Source organism: Pseudomonas sp. B21-040, from assembly GCF_024748695.1.
In the GTDB taxonomy this organism is placed as follows: domain Bacteria; phylum Pseudomonadota; class Gammaproteobacteria; order Pseudomonadales; family Pseudomonadaceae; genus Aquipseudomonas.
The window spans coordinates 5,220,588-5,244,182 of sequence record NZ_CP087176.1 but is presented as its reverse complement, the minus strand read 5'-3'; the positions used below and the strand labels follow the sequence as shown (position 1 = coordinate 5,244,182).

Annotated in this window: 15 protein-coding genes; 6 read left to right on the top strand and 9 right to left on the bottom strand. The window is 59.2% G+C overall.

The window, feature by feature from the left end:
- Positions 1-13: 13 nt before the first annotated feature.
- The gene (locus LOY55_RS24060; protein ID WP_258666984.1) at positions 14-4,084 is read left to right on the top strand and encodes a neuraminidase-like domain-containing protein; all 4,071 of its coding nucleotides are present in this window, start codon (positions 14-16) and stop codon (positions 4,082-4,084) included.
- Positions 4,077-8,756 (top strand): hypothetical protein, encoded by a 4,680-nt coding sequence (locus LOY55_RS24055; protein WP_258666982.1) that lies wholly within the window; start codon positions 4,077-4,079, stop codon positions 8,754-8,756. The genes LOY55_RS24060 and LOY55_RS24055 overlap by 8 nt, the downstream gene beginning before the upstream one ends.
- On the opposite strand, the gene LOY55_RS24050 is transcribed toward LOY55_RS24055, so the two are convergent.
- From LOY55_RS24050 to LOY55_RS24025, 6 genes are read right to left on the bottom strand one after another with little or no spacing between them, the layout of a single operon-like run.
- The gene (locus LOY55_RS24050) at positions 8,753-10,084 is read right to left on the bottom strand and encodes a DUF58 domain-containing protein (protein ID WP_258666980.1); all 1,332 of its coding nucleotides are present in this window, start codon (positions 10,082-10,084) and stop codon (positions 8,753-8,755) included. The two genes, LOY55_RS24055 and LOY55_RS24050, sit on opposite strands and share 4 nt — an antisense overlap.
- Complete coding sequence (locus LOY55_RS24045; RefSeq protein ID WP_109785056.1) at positions 10,081-11,082, bottom strand: MoxR family ATPase; 1,002 nt, start codon at positions 11,080-11,082, stop codon at positions 10,081-10,083. Before LOY55_RS24045 ends, LOY55_RS24050 begins: the two co-directional genes overlap by 4 nt.
- Positions 11,079-12,242: a DUF4350 domain-containing protein gene (locus tag LOY55_RS24040; protein ID WP_046033267.1), complete on the bottom strand. Its 1,164-nt coding sequence runs from the start codon at positions 12,240-12,242 to the stop codon at positions 11,079-11,081. The genes LOY55_RS24045 and LOY55_RS24040 overlap by 4 nt, the downstream gene beginning before the upstream one ends.
- On the bottom strand, positions 12,239-13,783 hold the full coding sequence (locus LOY55_RS24035; protein WP_258666978.1) for a DUF4129 domain-containing protein: 1,545 nt from the start codon (positions 13,781-13,783) through the stop codon (positions 12,239-12,241). Before LOY55_RS24035 ends, LOY55_RS24040 begins: the two co-directional genes overlap by 4 nt.
- Positions 13,770-14,747, bottom strand: coding sequence for a stage II sporulation protein M (locus tag LOY55_RS24030; protein ID WP_109785058.1), 978 nt, complete (start codon positions 14,745-14,747; stop codon positions 13,770-13,772). Before LOY55_RS24030 ends, LOY55_RS24035 begins: the two co-directional genes overlap by 14 nt.
- On the bottom strand, positions 14,744-15,469 hold the full coding sequence (locus LOY55_RS24025; RefSeq protein ID WP_109785059.1) for an RDD family protein: 726 nt from the start codon (positions 15,467-15,469) through the stop codon (positions 14,744-14,746). Before LOY55_RS24025 ends, LOY55_RS24030 begins: the two co-directional genes overlap by 4 nt.
- Positions 15,470-15,652: 183 nt before the next feature.
- Here LOY55_RS24025 and sbcB point away from each other — a divergent pair, with 183 nt between their 5' ends.
- A complete protein-coding gene (gene sbcB, locus LOY55_RS24020) occupies positions 15,653-17,083 on the top strand; it encodes an exodeoxyribonuclease I (RefSeq protein ID WP_046033271.1) in 1,431 nt (476 codons plus the stop codon).
- A 100-nt stretch (positions 17,084-17,183) separates the two neighbouring features.
- On the opposite strand, the gene mvaT is transcribed toward sbcB, so the two are convergent.
- On the bottom strand, positions 17,184-17,561 hold the full coding sequence (mvaT, locus tag LOY55_RS24015) for a histone-like nucleoid-structuring protein MvaT (RefSeq protein WP_007933316.1): 378 nt from the start codon (positions 17,559-17,561) through the stop codon (positions 17,184-17,186).
- A 338-nt stretch (positions 17,562-17,899) separates the two neighbouring features.
- Between mvaT and purU the strand changes: the two genes are divergently transcribed.
- A complete protein-coding gene (purU, locus tag LOY55_RS24010) occupies positions 17,900-18,748 on the top strand; it encodes a formyltetrahydrofolate deformylase (protein WP_046033272.1) in 849 nt (282 codons plus the stop codon).
- Positions 18,749-18,834: 86 nt separating this feature from the next.
- Positions 18,835-19,011 carry a hypothetical protein gene (locus tag LOY55_RS24005; RefSeq protein ID WP_175648978.1) on the top strand — a complete coding sequence of 59 codons (177 nt, stop codon included), beginning with the start codon at positions 18,835-18,837 and terminating at the stop codon, positions 19,009-19,011.
- A gap of 173 nt (positions 19,012-19,184) precedes the next feature.
- Here the strand turns inward: LOY55_RS24005 and LOY55_RS24000 are convergent, their stop codons facing one another.
- Positions 19,185-21,074 carry a methyl-accepting chemotaxis protein gene (locus LOY55_RS24000; RefSeq protein WP_046033273.1) on the bottom strand — a complete coding sequence of 630 codons (1,890 nt, stop codon included), beginning with the start codon at positions 21,072-21,074 and terminating at the stop codon, positions 19,185-19,187.
- A gap of 185 nt (positions 21,075-21,259) precedes the next feature.
- Here LOY55_RS24000 and LOY55_RS23995 point away from each other — a divergent pair, with 185 nt between their 5' ends.
- The gene (locus LOY55_RS23995; protein WP_223525681.1) at positions 21,260-22,747 is read left to right on the top strand and encodes a helicase HerA-like domain-containing protein; all 1,488 of its coding nucleotides are present in this window, start codon (positions 21,260-21,262) and stop codon (positions 22,745-22,747) included.
- A 107-nt stretch (positions 22,748-22,854) separates the two neighbouring features.
- Here the strand turns inward: LOY55_RS23995 and LOY55_RS23990 are convergent, their stop codons facing one another.
- A complete protein-coding gene (locus tag LOY55_RS23990) occupies positions 22,855-23,310 on the bottom strand; it encodes a DUF721 domain-containing protein (protein ID WP_046033274.1) in 456 nt (151 codons plus the stop codon).
- Positions 23,311-23,595: the final 285 nt, after the last annotated feature.

The window sequence follows — 23,595 nt, the reverse complement described above, 5'->3', positions numbered from 1 at the left end:
AGGAGGAAGGATCATGGCACTGAACACGATGGCTGGCCTGCTCGAAAAACGGCGTTCCGCGCTGGTCGACTACTGCATCGGGCAAGTCGGCAAGGGCGCCGATCAGAAGTTTGGCTTCCTCAGAACCCCGGCCGACCTGTTCGAACTGTTGCGTCTGGACCCGCTGGACAATTACCCGGTGCAGAGCTCCTGGGTCGCCGAAGCAACGAGCTGCGCCCAGCAGTTCATTCATGCGGCCTACCGCAAGCTTGAGCCCGGTTATGCTGCGATCGAGTTCGACAAGCAGCACCTGTCCACCTGGGAGCTTTACAGCAATTACTCCGATTGGGCGTCGCTGCAATTGATCGCGATGTACCCGGAGAACTTCATCAACCCCTTTGTGCGCCAGCGCAAGACCAGCCTGTTCAAGGTGCTCGAAAACGACCTGAACCAGACACGCCTGAACACTGATTCTGTGCAAACGGCTTTGCAGAACTACCTGCAAACCTTCGAGCAGACCTGCAATCTGGACGTGCTCAGCAGCTACATGGACGGGACCTCGCCGATACACGCGGACTATTACTTCGTCGGTCGCCAACGGGTGCCGCCGTTCCAGTACTTCTGGCGCAAGGCAGCGGTTGAGCTTTCAGCCTCCTCTGACGCCGTCAATCCGGCCGCGTGGAGTGAATGGCAAGTTGTGGATATTCCCGTCGGAGTGAAGGTGCTGGACATGCGCCCGGTGTTCTGGAGCGGGCGGCTGTGTCTGGTTTGGGCCGAGCGGCAGGACGAGGTGAAGATCAAGGAAGGCGGCGAGAACCTACCACACCGGCTGGATATCAATGTGGCGTTCATGGCCCAGAACGGTCAGTGGTCCGCGCCGTTGAGCCTGCACAAATCCGCGTATTACAATGATAGTTCCGACGGCGCGCGGCTGATTGCGACCGTGTGGGCGACCCCTGAGCACCCCAAGGGAAAACTGGGGGTGTTGTTGACAAACGGCGAGGCTGCCCCGGCGTCTCTCAGCGTGACGGCAGTGCGTGATGTGCTGTTTCGGCCAGTGGTTGAAGATGATGGCGGCTGGCTGGAGCAGGCGGCGGCACACCGCTTTGTTACCGCTCAGACCGTGCAGCATCCGCTGATGAATCAGCCGGCTATCGTCGCTACGGTAGGAACGGTGGGCAACTTGACGGACTACCTGGATCTGCTGGCCGTGGCGTTTCGTGTGGGACACAACGATGTGCTTTTCGTTCAGGGGCTTTTGCGGCCCACGAATGGTGCCGACACCGACGAAGAATTTAGTTTGAAGTTGATAAGCAGAACCAGCAGCGACCCGGCAGATCTCACAATTGCCAAGCCCCTTTCCGGCGGGTGGGGAACCTCATGGCAGGTCTATACGCGGGCAAAAGGATCATGGGCGAAACCGGTGTTTACGTTTGGCAGTGCCAACGGCGGCACTAAAAGATTTGAATTAACGATCGTCAACGTGACCGACTTCACCCCGGCCTCACTGTTGAAAAACACCCTCAATGCCGCGCAGTTTCTCGATCTTTCAAAGTCGGCGCTGGCATTCAAATACGTGCGACTGAATTCGCTATTCGGCCCCGAACTGGTTCAGCGCTCGAACATCTCTGTCGACGCCGTGCTGGATTGGGACACCCAGTTTTTGCCGGAACCTCCACCCAGCGCTGGAGCGATCATCGAGCCCAACGGTGCGTTCAACGGCGCCAATGGCTTGTTTTTCTGGGAGCTGTTTTTTCACTTGCCACATTTGATCGCGGCCCGTTTGCAGGCAGAGGATCGTTACCTCGAGGCACAAAAGTGGCTGCATTACCTGTTTGATCCGCAAGCGACGGAGTCATCTAAACCGCCGAATCCGAAACCACTTTATTGGCGTTGCCGCCCCTTGAACGTCGAGGGCAATGTGAGCTGTGAAGCCCAGGCTCTGACCGACCCGGACGCGATCGGTTATTCCGCGCCTTATCATTTCAAGATTTTGGTGTTCACCGAGTACGTCAAGAATCTGGTGGCCTGGGGCGACTGGTATTACCGCCAACTCACCCGTGACAGCCTGGTGGCGGCCAAGTTGTGCTATGTCCAGGCCGAGTTTCTGATGGGTAAAGCGCCGTCGGTGCGAACGGCCAACAGTTGGTTAACAGACACGGTTGGGAGTCTTTTGAGCAAGAGCCGTTCGCGGCCCGCGCTTGAGCAGTTTGAGCAAACCCTGGCGTTCAGCTTGGCGGACTTTCCTGCCACTGCCGATGCTCCGCCCGAATTCGGGCTGCTGGCAAACAAACCTTTCAAATGTCCGATCAATGAACAGTTGCTAGGCCTGTACGACTTACCTGGTCAACGCCTGCATAACTTGCGCAACAACCTCACCCTGGACGGTACACCGTTGCAGATACCGCTGTTCAGCCCGCCGACAGATCCCAACCAACTGTTGCGCGATCTGGCGACAGGCAACGTCGCCGGGCCAAGGCCAATGGGCGGGCGACTGGTGGTGGGCGCCTTCCGCTGGCGCGTGACGTTCGAGACGGCCATGCGTGCGGTGCAGACGTTGCAGGAATACGGAAGCCAAGTGCTGCGCTTGCTGGAGCAACGCGATCGGGCCGAACAAGAGGAGATGCAGCAGAACCACCTGGTGGAACTGGGCTCCTATGCCCAGACCGTGCAGGAACAGACCATCGTCCAGCTGCAGGCGAGCGTCACCGCACTCGAACAGAGCCGGGCCGTGGCGCGGGAGCGGGCCGAAGCGTATGCCCGGCGCTATGACGAAAACGTGACGGCGGTTGAATACGACGTCATGGAAAGCCTGCATAAGTCAAAAATACTGGCGCTGACATCCTCTAGCATCAAGCCTGTTGGCGCGGCACTCGCTGCGCTGCCCAATGTTTTCGGCCTGGCCAATGGTGGGCACCGCCTGGAAAAAATTACCGATGCCGTGTGCTTCGGACTGGAAATAGCCTCGTCGGTGCTGCAACTGGACGCGGATAAAAAAGCCACCACCGAAGGCTACCGCCGTCGCCGCGAAGAGTGGCAATTGCAACGCGATCAGGCGTTGGCGGAAGTCCGCGCCATCGACGAGCAGATCACCGCACAGACCCATGCCGTGCAAGCGGCCAGAACCAGCCTGGAACAAACCCTCAAGGCCAACAGCCAGGCAGTGACGGTGTTCACCTTCTTGAAAAAACGGGCGACGAACGAGGAGTTGTTCGGCTGGTTGTTGGGGCAGTTCAAGGCGTTGCACTACCAGGCCTACGATGCTGTCGTCAGTTTGTGCCTCAATGCCCAGGCCTCGTTGAGCGCCGAAACCGGCGATTACGACTCGCAGATTCCATTGCCTCAGGTCTGGCTGGACAACCGTTACGGCCTGACGGCAGGGGAGCATCTGCGCGGACATTTATTGCGCATGGAGCGTGAGTACCTGCAACGGCATGAGCGACGGCTGGAACTGGTGAAGACCGTTTCACTGCGCCAATTGTTCGAGGATCTGATCGATCCACAGACGGGCGTGACCGGCTGGGCGCAGGCGTTGACTCAGTTGAAGGACAAGGGGGTATTGGAGTTCAAACTCACGCAACTGCTGTTTGATCGTGATCACCCCGGGCATTACTGCCGACAGATCAGCTCGGTCGAAGTCGATTTGCCCGTGCTGACCGGGCCATACCAGGACGTACGGGCTACGTTGCTGCAGATCAGCAGCATGGTGGCGACCAAGGCATCGACCCAGTCGGTGAGGTACTTGCACAGCACAGGCACCGGCGTGGCCCCGGCCGATGTGCTGGTCAACCTGCGCAGCGGTCAACACATCGCGTTGTCCGTAGGTATCGCCGACAACGGCATGGTGGCAATGAAGCCCGATGAAGGTTTGCTCAACCCCTTCGAAAACACCGGGGTGGTGTCGCGCTGGATGCTGAAATTCCCCTGGCCGAAAAAAGCGCCGCAAGTCGCCATGCTGGCCTCCTTGACCGACATCATCGTACGCGTTCGCTACACGGCCAGGTTCGGTGAGCCAATCTTTGTCCGAACCGTCGAAGACCTGGTGACAACAGCTGAAATGGCTGCACAGCAAACGACCCTTGAAGGAGCAGGCAACCATGAGTAATCCGACAATCCTGGCCGATGAGAGCCTGGTGTTGAATGGCGAATTCGACAAGGCGTTCGCGCATTGGAAAAAAGGCCCGCTCAATCAGGATTGGTTGGGTACGGAGACCGAAATTTATAACGGTGTGCCCATTCGATTTCTAAAGGCTGGCAATGAGTCTTCGGTCAGCCAGCAAATGATGGTTCCCAAAGACCCGAGCGCTCAAGCGCGGTATGTCCTCAGTTTCCTGTGCGAGACACGGCATACCGAAGCCGGCAAACTGGTCATCAGCATCGAGGGTTCGCAGGACAAACTGGAGATTCCGCTGACGCCTGGACAACCACGAGATCCGGCGGTCGATCAGTTACGCAGGCGTAACGGTCAGCCGCTGGTCTTCCAGCCGATCGAGTACGAAGTCGAGCTGGGTCTGCCGTTCCGTCAGCAGGATATGATCACCGTCAGTGTGTTCAGCCCGCCCAACCGCTCTGGCGACTTCGTTTCCGTGATCTGTATCACTCGTATAAACATCGCGCTGCACCTGGCGTCGGCGGTGATGCAAGCGCTGAAGCTGGACGAGCAAACGTTGCCTGCATCCCGGCCTCTGTATATGTGTCTGGGAGCCTCTGCCTCCTTGGCTCATCGGCTGCAATTTATACCTGCGCCGGACAACGTCTGGCGCGATACCAAGGCGGCCTTGACCAGCGACGACAACCCGCAGGGCGCCATTGTCGCGACACCTGGCTGGGGCGTGGATCATCCGCTCGATGACCTGTGGACGCTTGACTGCCCGTGGATCGGTGATGAGGAACCTTACCTCTTCTCGATGAACTTGGTTAACCAGTACACCGCCGTGCCTTACCCGTTGGCGGTATCGCTCGGGCACCACCGGCTGGTGTTCCGTGAGGTGCTGGAGGCGGCGTTTTACCCGGTGCTTGAGCACAAGCAGAGTGTTCGCCTGGGCGTTCAAGTGGCCTCTTACTACACCGGCCAGCCCCTCGATGGGCGAACGGTGAATTGGGGGGGCGCCGGGCAAGGGGTGAAAAGTGTTGCCGTTACGGATAACCAAGGCTGGGCGTACTTCACCTATGAGCCGACGGCAGCGGGTGTCATTGCCATCGAAGCGTCGGTCGACAGTCCGTATTACGCCGAAGGTGTGGTCACTGAGCGGTTGGAGGTGCGGGTGCTGGCAACGGACCCGTGGAAAGACGTGCAGGCGGTTGTCGATGGGGCCGCGACGCGCTGGGAAGAAAAAACCGGCTATCCCAACCGCGGAACAGCTTATCCCGTGAACCTGAAGCTGGCGGCGGACAGTCCGCTGTTGGGCACCGAGTTGTCGTTGCGTTGGAGCGGTGATTCGCACGAGCAACTGGGCGTTTCCGTCAGCCCGGCGCTTGAGACGCCGGTGCCCGTCACAGGCATCGACCTTGCCTGGACTTTGACCAGCGCAGACCGACTGGACGGACGCTTCGATTTGTCACTGGTCTGCTCGAAGCTGCAGATGTCTTCGCCGGAAAAACGCATGTCACTGGCGCGCAATCTGGTCAGGGTCGGCGAAGTGCGAGAGGCCAACAAGTTTCCGGTGGTGGATGAAAACGAAAGTGTGTTGTTGCGGGTGCAAGTGCTGCACGTCGTCGTCAGCGGTGACGGTGATCCCGTTCTCAATGCGCTGGTTGACTGGAAGGGGCCGCAGGGCGTGGTGTCTACCGTCACCGGTGTCGGCGGCTGGGCCAGTTACCTCTACACGCCGAAAAACGCCGGGGATCAGGTCGTTATCGCGAGCATCAAGGCGCATGCCGAGGCCGTGGCGGTCGAACAGCCTTTTAACGTGAAGGCGATTGCGACCAGCCCCTGGAAAAACGAGGTCAAGATTCTGCTCGATGGCACAGAAGTCGATCGGGTTACGTTGGGCGTGCTGTGTCGGCGCGGCGGGACCCATATTCTCAAGGTCGTGCCTGTCGCCGGTAGCCCGTGGATCGGCAGAAATATCAGCCTGCACTGGCGAGGGGCTGCCCCTGATATCGGGCTGGTGCCTGGCAACCTCGGGACACTCCGGCCACTTGTGGCTGCCGGGTTGGAATGGACACTCACCTCGCAGGCCACCACCAGCGTCAGCAGCCTGTTCGAACTGGAGCTGCGCCTGGAAGGGGTTGCAACCGCCCGCGAATTGTTTGGGCGATTGGTGTCTGCGGACCTGACGCAAGAGATGAGCCTTGTACTCGATCAGATACCGGCAGCGCTCGACGCTCAGCAGCTTTTCCCCTGCCTGGGCGCCCGGCATCGCTTCAATGTTTTGCCCAATGTACTGAGCCCGTTGGTGGGGCTGAACTCTACACTGACGTGGTCGGGGACCCCCGCCATTCAGTTAGGGGCAACGGTGGAACCCGCTTTGAACCTGCCTCAACCGATCACCGATGGTGGTGCGATCTGGTCATTGGACTTCACCGCCAGTCAACAGCCCGGCCAGTTTGCCCTCGCGTTGGCACTGCCGCAGCTGGCGTTCACCGCCACGGCCAAGCCGATGGCACTGGCGCATAACAAAGTCCGGATTGAGGCCGTGCGTGAGTCGGTCGTGGACCCGGTTGTCGGGCAGGAGCCTGCGTGGATGTGGGTTCGGGTGTATTCCCACTTTACCGGGCTCGCTGTTGATAAAGTGCCAGTGGGTTGGTCTGCGCCGGGTGGTGCGAGCGTGGTGCCAACCGATGCCGAAGGCTGGTCCGGGTTTGCTTTTTCGCCGGCAACCGCTGAAAAGCATCAGGTGGAAGCCTTGGTGACCAGCCCTTACGACGGTTTTGAAGAAAAGCGTTCCATGGGGATTACGGGGCTGGCGAGCGATCCATGGGCCGGGCTCACGGTTCGTTTCGACGGTGCACAGCCGCAACTCTGGGGCACGAAAACCTATTTTCCACGACGCAAAGGCGAGCACACGTTTGAGCTGTTGGCCCCCAAAAACAGCCCTTTGTTTGATCATGATTTAACCCTTGGGATGACAGGAACCGGGCCTGCCGAACTGGGGATCAGGTTTTTGTCGGAGGGGCTGGGAGTGCCACGAGCCTTTTACGATGCAGGGTTGCACTACACGTTCAATGCGGGCGATCTGAAGGACGGCAGTTTTGCGTTGCGCCTGTCATCGGAGCGCCTGGCGAGTCTGTCGCCGGCGAATGCGATGTCGCTGGGCGAAGGGGCGCAGGTGGTGAAAATCGCTGAGCGCAGTCGAGCGGATCAGACCCTCGGCTGGGGACAGGCGCTGGAGGAGCAGGTCACGGTGGTTTCGGCCATCAGTGGCAAGCCGATGGTGGGGTGGACGGTGACCTGGCGCAGCCCGGATCTTGGGGTGGAGACCTCGGTGACCGATTATTACGGCGTGGCAAAGGTGCGGTTTGTCCCGACCACTCCCGGAGTGGCTGAGTTGACTGCGTCGGTAGGGGGCGAGTCGAACTCGGACTCGATGACGCTGAACTTCAGGCTCAATGAGCCTCGGGAAATCAGCGAACTGTACGAGCCGACCGGGTCCAGACAACCTCCTGACGAGTCCACGGCGTACGCCAAGGCCAAAGTGGTTTCTGCGTTGACCGGGTTGCCGTTGGCCGGGGTTGAGGTGTGGTGGGAGTACGCTGAACGGGCGTTGACACCGTCGCAGACCGATGTCGATGGCATTGCCAGCCTGACCTTTTCGTTGTCTGGGGAGGGGGGCGGGGTTCTGTGGGCCTCGGTGGAAGGCGGCATAGGGGGATGGGATACCACGCCGTTGCTGTATGGCGGGGTGGTGCCTGTGATTGAGTCGTTAAGCAGTCGGAGCAGGGATGTTGTTGTCGGTGAAGAGGCGATGGCAGAAGTCAGGGTGGTATCCCGTAATGACAGTCAACCGCTGAAGGGCATACGAGTCAATTGGACGTTTCCAGGGTTGTCCTTGCAACCAACCATCACTGAAGACGATGGAACATCGCGTGTAACTTTCAAGCCGCCTGAGTTGGGCGAATACCCACTTACCGCTACGGCAGGTTTTGGTTCTGGCAAATCCTTAGATTTCACAGTCGTAAAACCCTATGAAATAGCCGAGATGAAGGTATCCCGCTCGCTCGTACTGCTTGGTGAGGATTTGAATGCGGATGTACGAGTGGAAGAGGCGAAGCAGGGGATTGAGGTGGCTTGGAGCTTTACGGGTCTACCGGTCACTCAGTCTCGAACCGATGCCGAGGGGTGGGCAACTGAGGTGTTTACCCCGACCCAGGCGTCCGACAATGACTTTACTGTGGTGAGTGCTTCAGTCCCCACTGGGACGGGGAGTGAATCGACACGGTCAAAAAAAGTTTGGGTCTTTAAAGATATCGGCTCAATCAAGCCCTCTCCATTTGTGAACCACGTACCTGTCCTTCTTCCGCATGTTGTTGTCGTGCAAATGAAGCAGGACAAGGACATTGCGATAGGGATACTCCCGAATGAGCAAGAGCAGGCTCATGAATATGCGATTTTCAGCGCTCGGCCGGAGGTGACCTTTACGCCCCCGGCGGGTGAGTTCCAGACAGTGGGTGACCGGTTTAACTGGACGGTGAACATTCAAGTTCCGGTAGGGGAAGAGTTCGTAATTGTCATCAGGTCTAAAGACTCAACCATCGTGACTGGTTTGCGATGTCGTGTAGTCGCACAAACAGACGAATCCGAGCAGGACGTAGTCATCGAGCCTTTGGATCACTAAAACCCCCCGGCTTTCTTCTCGCTCAAATACCGCGTCACCAACGCCGCGCCCAGCTCGCTTGGCCGCGCATCCACCACCGGCACTCCATGAGCACTCAACCGCTCATGGAGCTCCGCCCGCGCATTCAAGTAATCCACCGTCCCGCAATAAGCCAACGCTTCCGGCAAGGTTTGCACGGGCGCGTGCCGCAAATTGTCGAGCAAGTCTTCGCGCAAACTCGCCACCAGCACCCGATGTTGCTTGCTCAAACGTTTGACGGCGGTCAGCAGTTCTTCGTCGTCTTCATCGCGCAGGTTGGTGACCAGCACCACCAGCGCCCGACGTTTCTGGCGGGCCAGCAACTGGGTGGCGGCGGCCTGGTAATCGGCGGGGCGTTGGGTGCTGTCGAGGTCGTAGACGCTGTTGAGCAACACGTTCAGTTGACCAGTGCCTTTGACCGGGGCGAGGTAGCGGGGATGATCGCTGGCGAATGTGCTCAGGCCCACCGCATCGCCTTGGCGCAGGGCGATGTAACTGAGCAACAGGCAGGCATTCAGCGCGTGATCGAAATGCGCGAGCTCGCCATCCTGGCTGCGCATTCGGCGGCCACAATCGAGCATGAAAATGATCTGTTGATCGCGCTCGTCCTGATACTCACGGGCGATCGGCGTGCGCTGGCGGGCGGTGGCTTTCCAGTCGATCTGGCGCAGGCTGTCGCCTTCGCGGAATTCCCTCAATTGATGGAACTCAAGGCCCAGCCCGCGACGCTGGCGCTGCCGTACGCCGAGCTGGCTGATCCAGTTGTCCACCGCCAACAGTTCGCCGCCGTAGAGGCGAGCGAAGTCGGGGTAGACGCGGGTGTTGTCGATCACGTTCAGCAGACGCTTGTCGGACCATAAGCCCAAGGGGCTCGGCAAGCTGATTTCGCAGTGTTCGAAGCTGAAGTGGCCGCGCTTGAGCGGACGCAATCGATAGCCAATCTGGCTCTGTAGCCCGGGTTGCAGTTCGACGGACAGGGGGAGGTTTTCGAAACTCAGTCCCGGCGGCACATGGTCGAAAAGCTGTACGTTCAGCGGTTGAGCAAACGCATGTTCAATGTCCAGTCGCACTTCACTCCACCGGCCCAATGCAAGACTGCCGGGCATGTGACGGTGCACGCGCGGCGAGGGCAGGCGTTTGAGGCGAATGGTGTCGAGCACAGCCAGCGCCAACAGGGCCAGCAGCAGCCCCCAGTTGATCGACAACAGGGTCGACGGGACGGCGAAGTCCAGTGCCCGCAATGCGCCCAGCACGATGCCGATGGCCAGCAGGATCGCGAGCCAGATCAGCAGCAGGCGCGAGGGTTTCACAGGCGCGGCGCCGGTACTTGATCGAGCAGTTGCTTGAGCACTTGATCGACGTCCAGCCCCTCGATGTCGAGCTCCGGTGCGATCCGGACGCGATGACGCAGCACCGCCAGGGCGCAGCCTTTGATGTCATCCGGAATCACGAACTCACCGCCGCGCAGCAACGCGCGAGCCCGTGCGCAACGCACCAGCGCGATGGACGCCCGAGGCCCGGCGCCGAGGGTCAAGCCGGGCCAGGTGCGGGTGGCACGGGCCAGGCGCACGGCGTAATCGAGCACCTGATCGTCCAGCGGAAAATCGCTGGCGATGCGCTGCAAGGTCGACACGTCCTTGGCCTGCAACAGGGTGCGCAGCGGCTGCACATCGAGCATGTCGGCGCGGGTCGAGCGGCTGACCTGGCGCACCATGTTCAGCTCTTGCTCGGCATCGGGGTAGTCCATGCGCACTTTGAGCATGAAGCGGTCGAGCTCGGCTTCGGGCAGTGGGTAAGTACCTTCCTGCTCGATAGGGTTTTGCGTGGCGAGCACCATGAACGGTTGCACGATGGGGAGGGCGCGGCCTTCGAGGGTGACCTGGCGTTCTTGCATGGCTTCGAGCAGTGCGGCCTGGGTTTTCGCCGGGGCGCGGTTGATCTCGTCGGCCAGCAGCAGGTTGGTAAACAGCGGCCCTTTGCGCAGTTTGAATTGTTCGGTGCTCAGATCGTAGACCGCGTGCCCGGTGACATCGCTGGGCATCAGGTCGGGGGTGAACTGGATGCGTGCGAATTCGCCGCCGAAGCAGCGGGCGAGGGCGCGCACCAGCAATGTCTTGCCCAGCCCTGGCACGCCTTCGAGCAGCACATGGCCGCCAGCGATCAATGCCGTCAGCACGTCGTCGATGACCGTGTCCTGACCAATCACGGCTTTCTGCAGTTCGGTTCTCACGGCCTGAGCCAACTGACTGGCGCGTTGGCGTTGCTGGGCAGCGTGGGTCGCGCTGCCGGGCTCGATCTGTTCACTCATAAGGCGTTCCTCAAGGTTTGCAGGTGGGCGACCTGGCGGCTGAATTGCACGCTGGACAACCGCTGCTTCGGTCGCGGGCTCATGGCCTGACTGATCGCGCGCGTGGGTTGGCCGGTCAGGCGTGCGAGCACCAGCCATTGCTCGGCAATGACGAGTTGTTCAAAGCCTGGATGACGACGCCGGACACGCCGCAAGATGTCTTGCTGCAACGCTTGCAGCAGGTGATGTTGACCGTTGCGACGCAACATGAAATCGGCACTGGCGCGCAGGTGTTCCTGAAGCTGACGACGCGCTTTGGGCGCAGGTTCCAGCAACGGACCATTGCGCACACCGACGTGCCAGCAGACAAGTGCAATCAAGGCGATCAGGGCCGCCAGCGCTTGGGGGAAATAGCGCACCAGCAAGGTCAGCAGGCTGTCGTGAACGGTGTTGAACATCAGGGTCACGTTCGTGTCTGCGGTCAGGTACCAAAGCAGCCAGGCGTTGTCGTATTGATCGATGGCGGGGGTTTTCCACAGGTCGGCATCAGTGACCACGATGATTGAGCCGAGCCCGTGGCTCAGCTGCATCATGTGCGTGCCTTTGCCACTGTTGGCCCAGGATTGCGCGAGGTTTTTCGGGTCGTCGAGATGGAACGCGGTATCGAAACTGGCGTAGGCCGGTGCGTCCTCGTCTTCCAGATAGAGTTTGGTCAGCTTGGGAAAGGAGTCTTCGAAAACATTGGGTGGCGGGTCTTTCAGGTCTTTGCTCAGCGACTGGTGCAATTGCACGCGGTCGAGCAACAGGTCATTGCTCTGGCCCAGTTTTTCATCCCACAAGGATTGGGCGACAAACAGCAAGCGCCCGCCCGCCCGAGTCCAGTTCATCACCTGATCAACCTGGCGCGGGGACATCTTCGATCGGTCCCCGAGCAGCAACAGACTGTGTTGATGAGGATCGATACTCGGCAGGATATCGAGGCTGTTGGCATGGCTGACGTTCAGGCCCTGTTTGCCTAGAAAGTATTCGGCGGCCAGGTAAGGATTGGCTTGGGCTTCTGGCGATGGGCCGTGATCGATTTCGGTCTGATAGGGCGTGGCCTTCAGGTACAGATAAATACTCAGCGCGGCCACGAGCACCGCGACGATCAGCCCGATCGCCAGCCCGCGGTGCCGATTCAACGCGCCGCTCCCGGGCCGAACAATGTGCGCCAGCCGTCACAGAGTTCCTGTTGCAAATGCGCCGCAGGCAGGCGATGCCCGTAGGCCATGTTCTGCCAGTGCCGGGTCAGGTTTTTACTGAAGGTCAAAAGCGCCGGCTGTTGCAGTTGCTCGACGCGTTGGAGCACTTCGCCTTCGGTGTCGGCCGGTTTTAGCGCAATGTGGTGGTCGTGCAGCAAATGGCTGAGCAGGGCGCGATACAGCAAACCCAAGGCTTCACGAGGGTTGGACTGCCAGAGATTTTCGGCGGCGGTGGCGATGTCGGCGGGCAGGCTTTCGCGCTTGAGGTCCAGGCCAAATGCCTGTTGCGGCACAGACCGTGCGATGTCGATGGTCAAGGCCGGTCGGCGGCTGACGAACGCCTGCAACCATTCGCGGTAACGCCAGATCAGTAACCCGATGCCCCCGATCACCGCGCCCCACAGCAACACTTCGATCAAGTTGGCCAGAAACCCGAAGCGTTGGTTATCGAGCAGCTTCAATAACGCCTCCAGCCATTGGGGTGTTTTGCTGTCCCCTGAGGTTGTGTCCGCCGATTTGTCCTCGCCGAATCGATAGCGGGTGACCGATTCCTTGTTCTTGAATGGCGGCTGCTCGAGAAGGGTTTTGATGCTGTCCTTCGACGCTTGGCTGGTTAGCGGTTGATCCAGCAGACGCGGGCTGTCCGGTGAGATGAGCGGCTCGGCCGCCCAGACCGTTTGCACGGTGGGGATGATCAGAATGGCGGCCAGCAGCAAGGGAACGATGGTGCTGTTGAGGCGTTGACGCAATCGGCGGAACACCAGTTCGATATCCCAAGCCTCCAACACTGTGCGCCGGTTCAGATAAAGGCTGAACCCACACGCCACATAGATCGGCTCCCAGATGACCAGCACCACTGCGTAAAAAGCGTTGGTCAGGTGTTCCAGCCAACGCCAGTCTTGCACGCCGGCCGAAATCAACGTCTGCCAGCTCCAGTCGATCTGGACCTGCGGCGGCAGGAGCAGGTAGAACAGCACCATCAAGCCGATCCACAAGGCGGTTTCCAGGTGCATGCCGATGATCGTCAGCCATTGCGCGGCGCCCGCGTTGCGTTGCAGCAGCACGTGCAAACGCTGTTGGCGTTGATGTCCACCCAGGCCTTCGAGTTGCACCACCGGCATCACAAAACTGCGGCTCAGGCTCAAGCGACGCCAGGTCAGGCTGGTCAGCAATTGTGGCTTGAGCAGGCGCGGCCATTGGCGCAGGGCCTGCTTCAATGTGGGCGTTTCACCGAACATTGATTTGGACAGGATGTACAACGGCAGGCGTTCGAACGCGGGTTTGAGCCACCAGAAAATAAACACCGCGAGGGTAGGGGAATCCCACAGCACCACGCTCAGCAGGGCGAAGACCGGCAAGGTCACGATGGCCCAACTGGTCATCAACAGGCGGCGGTGGCGCTGACTCAGCAGCACACCAAGATCCATGGCTTCCCAGGTGGAACGGGGACGGATGACGACCGTGGCGTCACTCAGGCGCATGGCGCCTCCGTCCGGCAAACAACAGATACGTTGCCACCAACAGCCAAAGCACCGCACCAACCAGGTACTTGGTAGTGGCCTGGGGCGCAGTCATTGATGACCAGTACGCCTCGATAAATGCGGCAATCAGCAGAAACAGCATTACCCCGCAAATCAGTAGCACGCTTTTGCGCGCAGCCAATCGCAAGGCTTCGGCGCGGGGCAGGCGCCCGGGTGCGATCAGCGCCCAACCCAGTTGCAGGCCGGCGGCCCCCGCGAGCGCAATGGCACTCAACTCAAAGGCGCCGTGGCCGATCACGAATGTCCAGAACGTTTGCCCATAACCGATGTGCGTCAGATGCCCGGCCACCGCCCCGATCATCAAACCGTTGAACAGCAGGAAAAATGCACTGCCCACACCCAACAGCAAACCGCTGGCAAAGGTCTGAAAGGCGATGCCGATGTTGTGCATGATGTAGTAACCGAACATTACCCAGTCTTCACTCGCCGCGCGTTCCGCCGTGCGACCCAAGTGGCCGGCGACGGGGTCGTACATGCTCTGCATTTCGCTGACCTGCTCGGCCGGAATCAGGTTGTAGATGAGGTCCGGAAACAGGTAAACCAGCAACGCGAAACCGATCAGGCTGCCAAAGAACAACAGGGCGGCGGCGAGCACAAAACGCCATTGCTCACGCACGAGTCGAGGGAAACCGGCCAGGATAAACGCCAACACACTCGCCCCCAGCCGACTGCGATGCCGATACAGCTGTTGATGGCCACGCAAGGCGAGTTGCTGCAACGAGTCAATCAGGAAGCTGCTGTAGCCGCGTTCCTGAGCCAGCGCCAAATGTTGGCAGAGCCTTCGATAATCACCAGGAAAACTGGTGAATCGTGCCGCTTCCTTGCCTCGCTCCAGCCTTTCGAGCATCAGCGAAAACTGTTCCCACTCAGCCTTGTGGCGACTTTCGAAAAGGCTTTGCTTCATGTCGGCCCCAACAAGCCGCGGGCAATGCCGTTCAGTTCGTCCACTGCCTTGGGTGCGGGTACCTGCAGCGGCTGGGCAAGGATCGCGGCGAGTTCGTTGACCCGCGCCTCGGAGAGTTCGCCCTGACGCTCGGCAAACCCGAGGATGGCGCGCTGTTCGGTCAGCGACAGGGGAAACGCCGGGCGCCGGGGTTGGGCGTCGGGGAGTTGCGGTGGGGGCAACGGTTGTTCGCGGTAGATGACCAACGTGCCGGCAGCCAGGTCGCCGAGGCGTTTGAAGGTCGGGTGTTGCAGGCAACTGACGGCGCCGAGGAAGTAGCCGAACGGCAACAGGTCGACGAATCGCAGCAGGTTACGCAGCAGCGAAGCAGACCAGCCGATAGGCGTGCCGTCATCCTGCACCACGCGCAAGCCCATCCATTGTTTGCCGGGTGAGCGCCCCTGATTGAGCACTTCGAACAGCACCATGTACCACCAGCTCACACCGAACAGCAGGATTGAACCCAGGCCGGCGCCCAGCTTTCCGAGAAACGCCAATACGATGAACAACAGACCGAGGATCAACCCGCGCAATCCGAGGTCGATGGAGAAGGCCAGCGCACGAACCATCAGCCCGGCCGGGCGCAGTGGCAAGTCGATGCCTTCGGGCGTTTCGACTTGATACCGGGTATCCAGTGGCGGGGACAGCGTCGCTTTCCTTGGCAGTGCTGTGGTCTCGAGCATGGGCAACCTTGATGTGGCCTGTTCGGGATTCGATGTCCATCCGATGCTAGCAGCCTCTGGGGGGGAAACGACATAACTATGTAGTGCACGGTGAGTGGCCAGAGGTGATTGAATGGCAAGATTACTGGCCGGGGCGGGATGTGAACGCCTAGACTTCGCCGATCTTCAGTTCAGGAATAGCCCGTGACCTCCATCTTCTGGTACGACTATGAAACCACTGGCATCAATCCCCGCTGCGACCGTCCGCTGCAAGTGGCGGGGATTCGCACCGACTTCGATCTCAATGAAATAGACGAGCCGGTCAATCTTTACTGCCAGCCCAGTGACGACATCCTGCCGCATCCTGCCGCCTGCGCGATCACCGGCATTACGCCCGGCCAGTTAGCTGAACAGGGCTTGAGCGAAGCTGATTTCATGACGCGGGTGCATGCCCAGTTAGCGGCGCCGGGAACGTGCGGTGCGGGTTACAACACGCTGCGTTTCGACGACGAGATGACCCGTTACAGCCTGTATCGAAATTTTTTCGATCCGTATGCACGGGAGTGGCAGGGCGGCAACAGCCGCTGGGACCTGATCGATGTGGTGCGAGCGGCGTATGCGCTGCGTCCCGACGGGCTCGTCTGGCCCACGGACGAAGAGGGGCGAGTGACGCTCAAGCTCGAGCGTCTGACCGCCGCCAACAACATCGATCATGGCAATGCCCACGAAGCGCTGTCGGACGTTCGCGCTACCATTGCGCTGGCGCGCCTGATTCGCGAGAAACAGCCCAAGTTGTATGACTGGCTGTTCAAGTTGCGCAGTAAACAAAAGGTGATGGACCAGATTCGCCTGTTGCAACCGCTGGTGCACATTTCCGGACGCTTTTCGGCGGCTCGCAGCTATGTGGGTGTGGTGCTGCCATTGGCCTGGCACCCGCGTAACAAGAACGCCTTGATTGTCTGCGACTTGCATCTGGACCCCCAGGGGCTGCTGGACCTGGATGCCGATACTTTGCGTCAGCGTCTGTACACCCGTCGCGATGACCTGGCCGAAGGCGAACTGCCTGTGCCACTTAAACTCATTCATATCAACAAGTGCCCGGTGGTCGCGCCGATGTCGGTACTTCGGCCTGAGGATCAGCAACGCCTGGGGCTGGACATGGCGCTTTATCAGGAACGTTCGCTGCGGCTAATCGACGCACAACAAGTTTGGCGAGACAAAGTACAGGCCATTTATGCCAGCGAAGATTTCACGCCAAGCCAGGATCCGGAGCAACAGTTATACGATGGTTTTATCGGTGACCGGGACCGGCGTCTATGTGAGCAAGTCCGAACCTCGGACCCTGCCCAATTATCACAAGAGCAATGGCCTTTCGATGACGAACGTTTACCTGAATTATTGTTTCGTTATCGCGCACGCAACTTCCCCGATACGTTGAATTTCGAGGAGCAAGAGCGCTGGCGAATATTCTGTCAGCAACGTTTGACGGCGCCCGAGTGGGGGGCACCCAATACGCTGGATACTTTTTCAGAAGCCGCAGCCCAATTGAACGAAACGGCTACAACGTTTCAGCGAGAGGTGTTGAATGAATGGCAGAGTTATGTTCAGGGACTACGCAAACGTTTGAATCTTTGAAAACGAACATGCCCGGGGAATGAATCGCGGGAATAAAAAAACGCCAGCAATTGCTGGCGTTATTTTTTGTCGCAGTTAATGCTTTGACAAACCCTGTGGCTTAGCCCAGCAGAGTAGCCCAGCCTTCAACCACGTCGCCGCCCCACTTGGCTTTCCACTCTTTCAGAGTTTTGTGGTTGCCACCTTTGGTTTCGATGACTTCGCCGTTGTGCGGGTTTTTGTATTGTTTAACTTTGCGAGCACGCTTGGTGCCAGTAGTTTTTACTGCGCCGCCGCGTGGTGCTTTGGTTTTGGACTCTGGATCCAACAGCGCAATGATGTCACGCAGGGACTTGGAGTATTCGCCCATCAGGGTGCGCAGTTTGCCTTCGAATTCCAGCTCGGTTTGCAGTTTGTCGTCTTGGGACAGGTTCTTCAAACGGGCTTGCAGCTCTTTGATAGCTTCTTCGGTGGCGCGGTATTCGTTGATCAAGGACATGAGGACTACCTTATGTTGGGCGCTGGATGGCAGGGGACAGTGCCGCAATAATAGTCAGGGTGTTTCATCAAGTAAACATTTAACCGGCGTTTTAATTAAATTAGTTTCGATGAAATAGGCGCCAATTGAGGTGCCGATTAAGTAGTGTGATGCAGTCATCACGGATATTCACAAATTGACTCTAGATATCGTTTAAAAGATCCCCAACGCGCGGGGAGCGGGTGCTATCAACGCGGGGTCCGCAGGCCGGTTTTCCGGGTAGTACGTCATCAATACTGCAGTTTTGCTGCGCAATCGCTAGAATGGCGGCCTTTGCGAAGTTCTGGAGTTTCCCCCTCATGCGCACTTTTCGGCTGGTGATTGCTTGCCCAGACCGCGTCGGCATCGTTGCTAAAGTCAGTAACTTTCTGGCGTCACATAACGGCTGGATCACCGAAGCGAGCCATCACTCGGACAATCTCAGTGGCTGGTTCTTCATGCGTCACGAAATTCGTGCCGATTCGCTGCCATTCGGTATCGAAGCCTTTCGCGAAGCGTTTGCACCGATTGCCGAAGAGTTCTCGATGAACTGGCGCATCACCGATACCGCGCAGAAGAAGCGTGTGGTGTTGATGGCCAGCCGTGAGTCCCACTGCCTGGCCGACTTGTTGCACCGCTGGCACAGTGACGAACTGGATTGCGAAATCTCCTGTGTGATTTCCAACCACGATGACTTGCGCAGCATGGTCGAGTGGCACGGCATTCCGTATTACCACGTCCCGGTCAATCCGCAGGATAAGCAACCAGCCTTCACTGAAGTTTCGCGCCTGGTCAAACAGCACGACGCCGAAGTGGTGGTACTTGCCCGTTACATGCAGATCCTGCCGCCCGAGTTGTGCAGCGAATATGCCCATAAAGTGATCAACATTCATCACAGCTTCCTGCCGTCGTTCGTGGGGGCCAAGCCGTATCACCAGGCCTCCATGCGCGGTGTGAAGTTGATCGGCGCGACGTGCCACTACGTGACGGAAGAGTTGGACGCCGGGCCGATCATCGAGCAGGACGTCGTGCGTGTCAGCCACAGTGACAGCATTGAAGACATGGTGCGTTTCGGCCGTGACGTCGAGAAGATGGTGTTGGCCCGTGGGCTGCGTTATCACCTGGAAGACCGGGTGTTAGTACACGGCAACAAAACCGTAGTGTTCTGACTGTCATACAACACGGTTGAAATTCGAAGGGCCTGGGCGTTCAATCGCTTCAGGCCCTTCGCCGTTTCTACACTGAGGTTTTGACCATGGCCGATCCACTCGACAAAGCCACTTCCAAGGCACCAGCGACATTAGGCGAGGGATGCTTGAGTCGCTACGATCCGGAGGACATGAGCCCCGAAGATGGTACGGAGTTTCCCGGCGCCGCCGAGTTGTGGGAACAGTTGCAGCAAGAGCCCGATGACACGCCTAAGCCTGCTTGAACTTCAGCAACTTCATCGATCCTGCAGGACATTTCGCCATTGGCCGAGGCGGAGGGGGACGCGACAGCGAGGATTGGTAGTGTCTTGAGACCGCTCTCGCGGGCAAGCCTTCTCTCCCAGGTTCACGCAAAACCCCGGGAATGGGCTTGCCCGCGAAGGGGCCGGTTCAGACACTAGATACGGAAACTGCCTACCAACTGCTTGAGTCGCGCTGCCTGCTGCTCAAGGTCGGAGCACGCCCGCAATGTCGATTGCAGGTTTTCCACACCTTCCTGATTGAGGGTGTTGATCTCGGTAATGTCGACGTTGATCGACTCCACCACCGCGGTCTGTTCTTCAGTCGCCGTCGCCACCGACTGGTTCATCCCGTCGATTTCTCCGATGCGCAAGGTCACGCTGTTCAAGCGCTCGCCCGCCAGGTTGGCGATTTCCACGCTGTCCTGACTGTGGCGCTGGCTGTCGCTCATGGTACTGACGGACTCACGGGCGCCGACTTGCAGTTCCTCGATCATGGTCTGCACCTGCTGTGCCGACTCCTGAGTGCGGTGTGCGAGGTTGCGCACTTCGTCGGCCACCACCGCAAAACCACGTCCGGCTTCACCGGCACGGGCCGCTTCGATGGCCGCGTTCAGTGCCAACAAGTTGGTTTGTTGGGAGATGCTGGTGATCACTTCGAGAATTTGCCCGATGTTCACGGTTTTGCTGTTTAGCGATTCGATATTGGTGCTCGAAGCGCTGAGCATGCTCGACAGTTGATTCATCGCTTTGATGCTGCGATCCACCACTTGCTGGCCGTCTTCGGCCAGGCTGCGGGCATCACTGGCCTGGCTCGACGCTTGAGCGGCGTTACGAGCGATTTCCTGGGCGGCGGCACCGAGCTGATTGATCGCTGCGGCCACGCTGCTGGTGCGCGAGGCTTGTTGGTCGGAGTTGAACATCGACGAGTTCGACGCGGCGACCACACGCAGGGCCACTTCGTTGACCTGGCCGGTGGCCGAGGACACTTCACGGATCGAACCGTGGATACGCTCCACGAAACGGTTGAACGCCGTGCCGAGAACGCCAAATTCGTCGTTGTTTTCAATGGTCAGGCGCTTGGTCAGGTCGCCTTCACCGTCGGCAATGTCGGCCATCGCGCGGGTCATGACGTGCAACGGCTGGATCAGGATGCGGATCAGCATGCCCAGCAACGCGATGATGATGGCCACGGCGATGACGGTCGCTACGACCGCCGAGGCGCGGAATTCGCTGAGCATTGCGTAGGCTTTGTCTTTATCCACCGACAGACCGATGTACCAGTTCACCGAGGACAGGCCTTTGATCGGGGTGAACGTGACGATGCGGGTCTTGCCGTCAACGTCGACTTCACTTAAGTCGTTGCTGATGCGCGGGGTGTTTTTCGGAAACGCCTCGCTCAGGGACTTCATCACCAGGGCTTTGTCCGGGTGAACCAGGATCTTGCCGTCGGCGCTGACCAGGAAGGCATAACCCATGCCGTTGAAGTCCAGCGCGTTGAGGCTGTCGGCGATCACTTGCAAGCTCAGGTCACCGCCGACCACACCGATGTTTTGACCGTCTTTGAGCACACTGTTGACGATGGAAATGACCAATTGGCCAGACGCGAGATCGATGTACGGTTCGGTCAGTGCCGAGCCGCTGGCGCTTTGGGCACTCTTGTACCAAGGGCGAGCGCGAGGGTCATAGCCATCCGGCATTTTGCTGTCTGGGCGGATGATGAAGGTGCCATCCTTGTTGCCCAGATAGGCGCCCATGAAGGTTGACGTCACCGCCTTCTGTTCAAGAAGCTTGGAGACGTTGCCGGTGTCAGCGTTCAATGCGACGTTTTGTGACAGGTTTTCGATCAACAGGCTACGGCCCGCCAGCCAGGTATGGATATTGTTGGCCGTCACGCTGCCCATTTCTTGCAGGTAGTTGTCGAGATTGCTGCGTATTGCATTGCGCTGCAGATAGTCGTTGTACAGAGTAAACGAAGCGAAGGCTGCAATTACGACGAGGGCGGCGGCAAGCAAGATTTTATGGCTGAAGCGCAGGTTTTTGTTCATGGCTTGGGGTTCCGCTAAGGTCTTAATGTCCTGAGCGTGCTTTTATAAAGGCACGCAAAATGGGCAGTGTTGAAAATAAGCTGATATTTCCGTCCTCTCCTTAGGGAATTACCGACGCTAATTTCTGTGTAGTCTCGGTTTTTGTATCGGCCGTGCCGGCTCAAAGATTAACCATGGGTGACAAAATGCCTGACTCATTGCAACTCGTTCTCGGCGCTGACCTTGCCGGCGAGCCCATCGCCCAGGCCATGCGTCTGGCGAACCGCCACGGTCTGGTCGCAGGCGCTACCGGGACGGGTAAAACCGTCACGTTGCAGCGCATGGCCGAAGCCTTCAGCGATGCCGGGGTGGCGGTGTTTGCCGCCGACATCAAGGGCGACTTGTGCGGTCTCGGCGCCGCCGGCAACCCGCAAGGCAAGATCGCCGAACGCATTGCCGGGATGCCGTGGCTGAACCACAAGCCCCAGGCGTATCCGGTGACCCTGTGGGACATTCATGGCCAGTCCGGTCATCCATTGCGCACAACCTTGAGTGAAATGGGCCCGTTGTTGCTCGGCAGCCTGCTGGAACTGACCGACAGTCAACAGTCGGCGCTGTATGCGGCGTTCAAGGTGGCGGATCGCGAAGGGCTATTGCTGCTCGATCTCAAGGATCTGAAGGCGCTGCTCAATCACCTGCGCGACCACCCCGAATTGCTCGGGGATGACGCTGCGTTGATGACCACCGGCTCAAGTCAGGCGCTGCTGCGGCGTCTGGCGACCCTGGAGCAACAAGGCGCCGAAGCGCTGTTTGGCGAGCCGGCGCTGCAACTCGAAGACATCCTGCAGCCAACCGCTGACGGTCGCGGGCGCATTCATTTGCTGGATGCCAGTCGCCTGGTGCACGAAGCACCGAAGGTTTATGCGACCTTCCTGCTCTGGTTGCTGGCTGAATTGTTCGAACAATTGCCGGAGCGCGGCGATGCGGACAAACCGCTGCTGGCGCTGTTTTTCGACGAGGCACATTTGCTGTTCGCGGGCACGCCCAAGGCGTTGCAGGACCGCTTGGAACAAGTGGTGCGACTGATTCGCTCGAAAGGCGTGGGGGTGTATTTCGTCACCCAGTCGCCGGGCGACTTACCGGATGACGTGCTGGCGCAGTTGGGTTTGCGCGTTCAGCACGGCTTGCGCGCGTTCACGGCCAAGGAACAGAAATCCTTGCGCGCCGTGGCCGAGGGTTTTCGGCCGAACCCGGCGTTCGATACCTTGTCGGTTTTGACCGAGTTGGGGATTGGCGAGGCGCTGGTCGGCACGCTGGCCGATAAAGGCACGCCGGAGATGGTCCAGCGTGTATTGATCGCGCCACCGCAATCGAGGATCGGGCCCTTGAGCGAGGCGGAGCGTGCGGCGCTGGTGGCCGGTTCGCCGTTGCAGGGCCGTTATGACAAACCGATCGACCGTGAGTCGGCTTATGAAGTGCTGATGGGGCGCAAGGGGTTGGCCCCCGATCCCGATGCGACGCCGGCCAAGCCAGCACCCGAAGAGCCAAGCTTCACTGACCAGGCCGGGGAATTTCTGGGTACGGCAGCCGGGCAGGCGTTGAAGTCGGCCATGCGACAGGCGGCTAACCAGTTAGGCCGACAATTGGTGCGTGGGCTGATGGGCTCGCTGCTCGGCGGCAAAAAAAGCCGCTGAACCCTGTAGGGGCATGGCGTGCCCGCGATGAACGATAACGCGGAGTATCTGTTGCACTGCGGCGCGCCCATCGCGGGCAAGCCATGCGCCTACAGAAATCGGTGATCTCAGGTTTTGGGCTTGGCGTGGGCCGCCAGGCGTTCCAGGGCGGCCCGCAGATTCGGATCGCTGATGCTCTCGGCCGTGGCCTGAATGGTCGCGCCCGCGTTGGGCGACAAACTGATGGTGTGGCCAGCAGCCCCTTGTTGCACGGTTGGCGGCTGCACCTTGAACAGAATCCGCGTCAAACTGGCGAATTCATCAAACATTTGCAGTTGGCGATGCAGGCGCTTTTGCTGATAACGCAAGCGCGTTGCCCAATGACCATCGGTAATGATCAGCAGCAAACTGCCTTCGCGCCACGACGCCACATGGCAATGTTCACGGGCGGCAGGCTGCAATTGGCTTTCGAGCAGACGTTGTAAATGACCCAGGCGTTGAGCCTGGCTGAAAATGGCTTTCAGCGGCTTGGCTTCGCGAAGCAGAACGGCGGGTGCTCTGGCCGTGAGAGGGCGAAATGCCATGATCAGACACCTGAAGTAACAGAGCCGCTATGGTAGCAGAAAGCATCACGTGCACCCGACCCATTGCTTTGCGCTCGCTTTACCCATTAAATCAACAAGTAACTTCTGCAGTGAATGGCTTGAAGTTCAGCAAAAAGCCCTTATTTTAAGTGAGCCCCGTTACAACGCAGTGCATGCATCGTGGAATAACGCCACTTTCCTCACCATCGTTTCCGGGTAGAATGCTCGTTCGCATGCGGCCATGAGGGCTGCACGGGCGACTCTCGGGGCCGCCCTCCATCCCTT

Coding starts and splice junctions, on each gene's coding strand:
- LOY55_RS24030 (WP_109785058.1), bottom strand. CDS start 14,747: ATGAAGCAAAGCCTTTTCGAAAGTCGCCACAAGGCTGAGTGGGAACAG.
- mvaT (WP_007933316.1), bottom strand. CDS start 17,561: ATGTCCTTGATCAACGAATACCGCGCCACCGAAGAAGCTATCAAAGAG.
- LOY55_RS24055 (WP_258666982.1), top strand. CDS start 4,077: ATGAGTAATCCGACAATCCTGGCCGATGAGAGCCTGGTGTTGAATGGC.
- LOY55_RS24025 (WP_109785059.1), bottom strand. CDS start 15,469: ATGCTCGAGACCACAGCACTGCCAAGGAAAGCGACGCTGTCCCCGCCA.
- purU (WP_046033272.1), top strand. CDS start 17,900: ATGCGCACTTTTCGGCTGGTGATTGCTTGCCCAGACCGCGTCGGCATC.
- LOY55_RS24005 (WP_175648978.1), top strand. CDS start 18,835: ATGGCCGATCCACTCGACAAAGCCACTTCCAAGGCACCAGCGACATTA.
- LOY55_RS23990 (WP_046033274.1), bottom strand. CDS start 23,310: ATGGCATTTCGCCCTCTCACGGCCAGAGCACCCGCCGTTCTGCTTCGC.
- LOY55_RS24035 (WP_258666978.1), bottom strand. CDS start 13,783: ATGCGCCTGAGTGACGCCACGGTCGTCATCCGTCCCCGTTCCACCTGG.
- LOY55_RS24000 (WP_046033273.1), bottom strand. CDS start 21,074: ATGAACAAAAACCTGCGCTTCAGCCATAAAATCTTGCTTGCCGCCGCC.
- LOY55_RS24060 (WP_258666984.1), top strand. CDS start 14: ATGGCACTGAACACGATGGCTGGCCTGCTCGAAAAACGGCGTTCCGCG.
- LOY55_RS24045 (WP_109785056.1), bottom strand. CDS start 11,082: ATGAGTGAACAGATCGAGCCCGGCAGCGCGACCCACGCTGCCCAGCAA.
- LOY55_RS23995 (WP_223525681.1), top strand. CDS start 21,260: ATGCCTGACTCATTGCAACTCGTTCTCGGCGCTGACCTTGCCGGCGAG.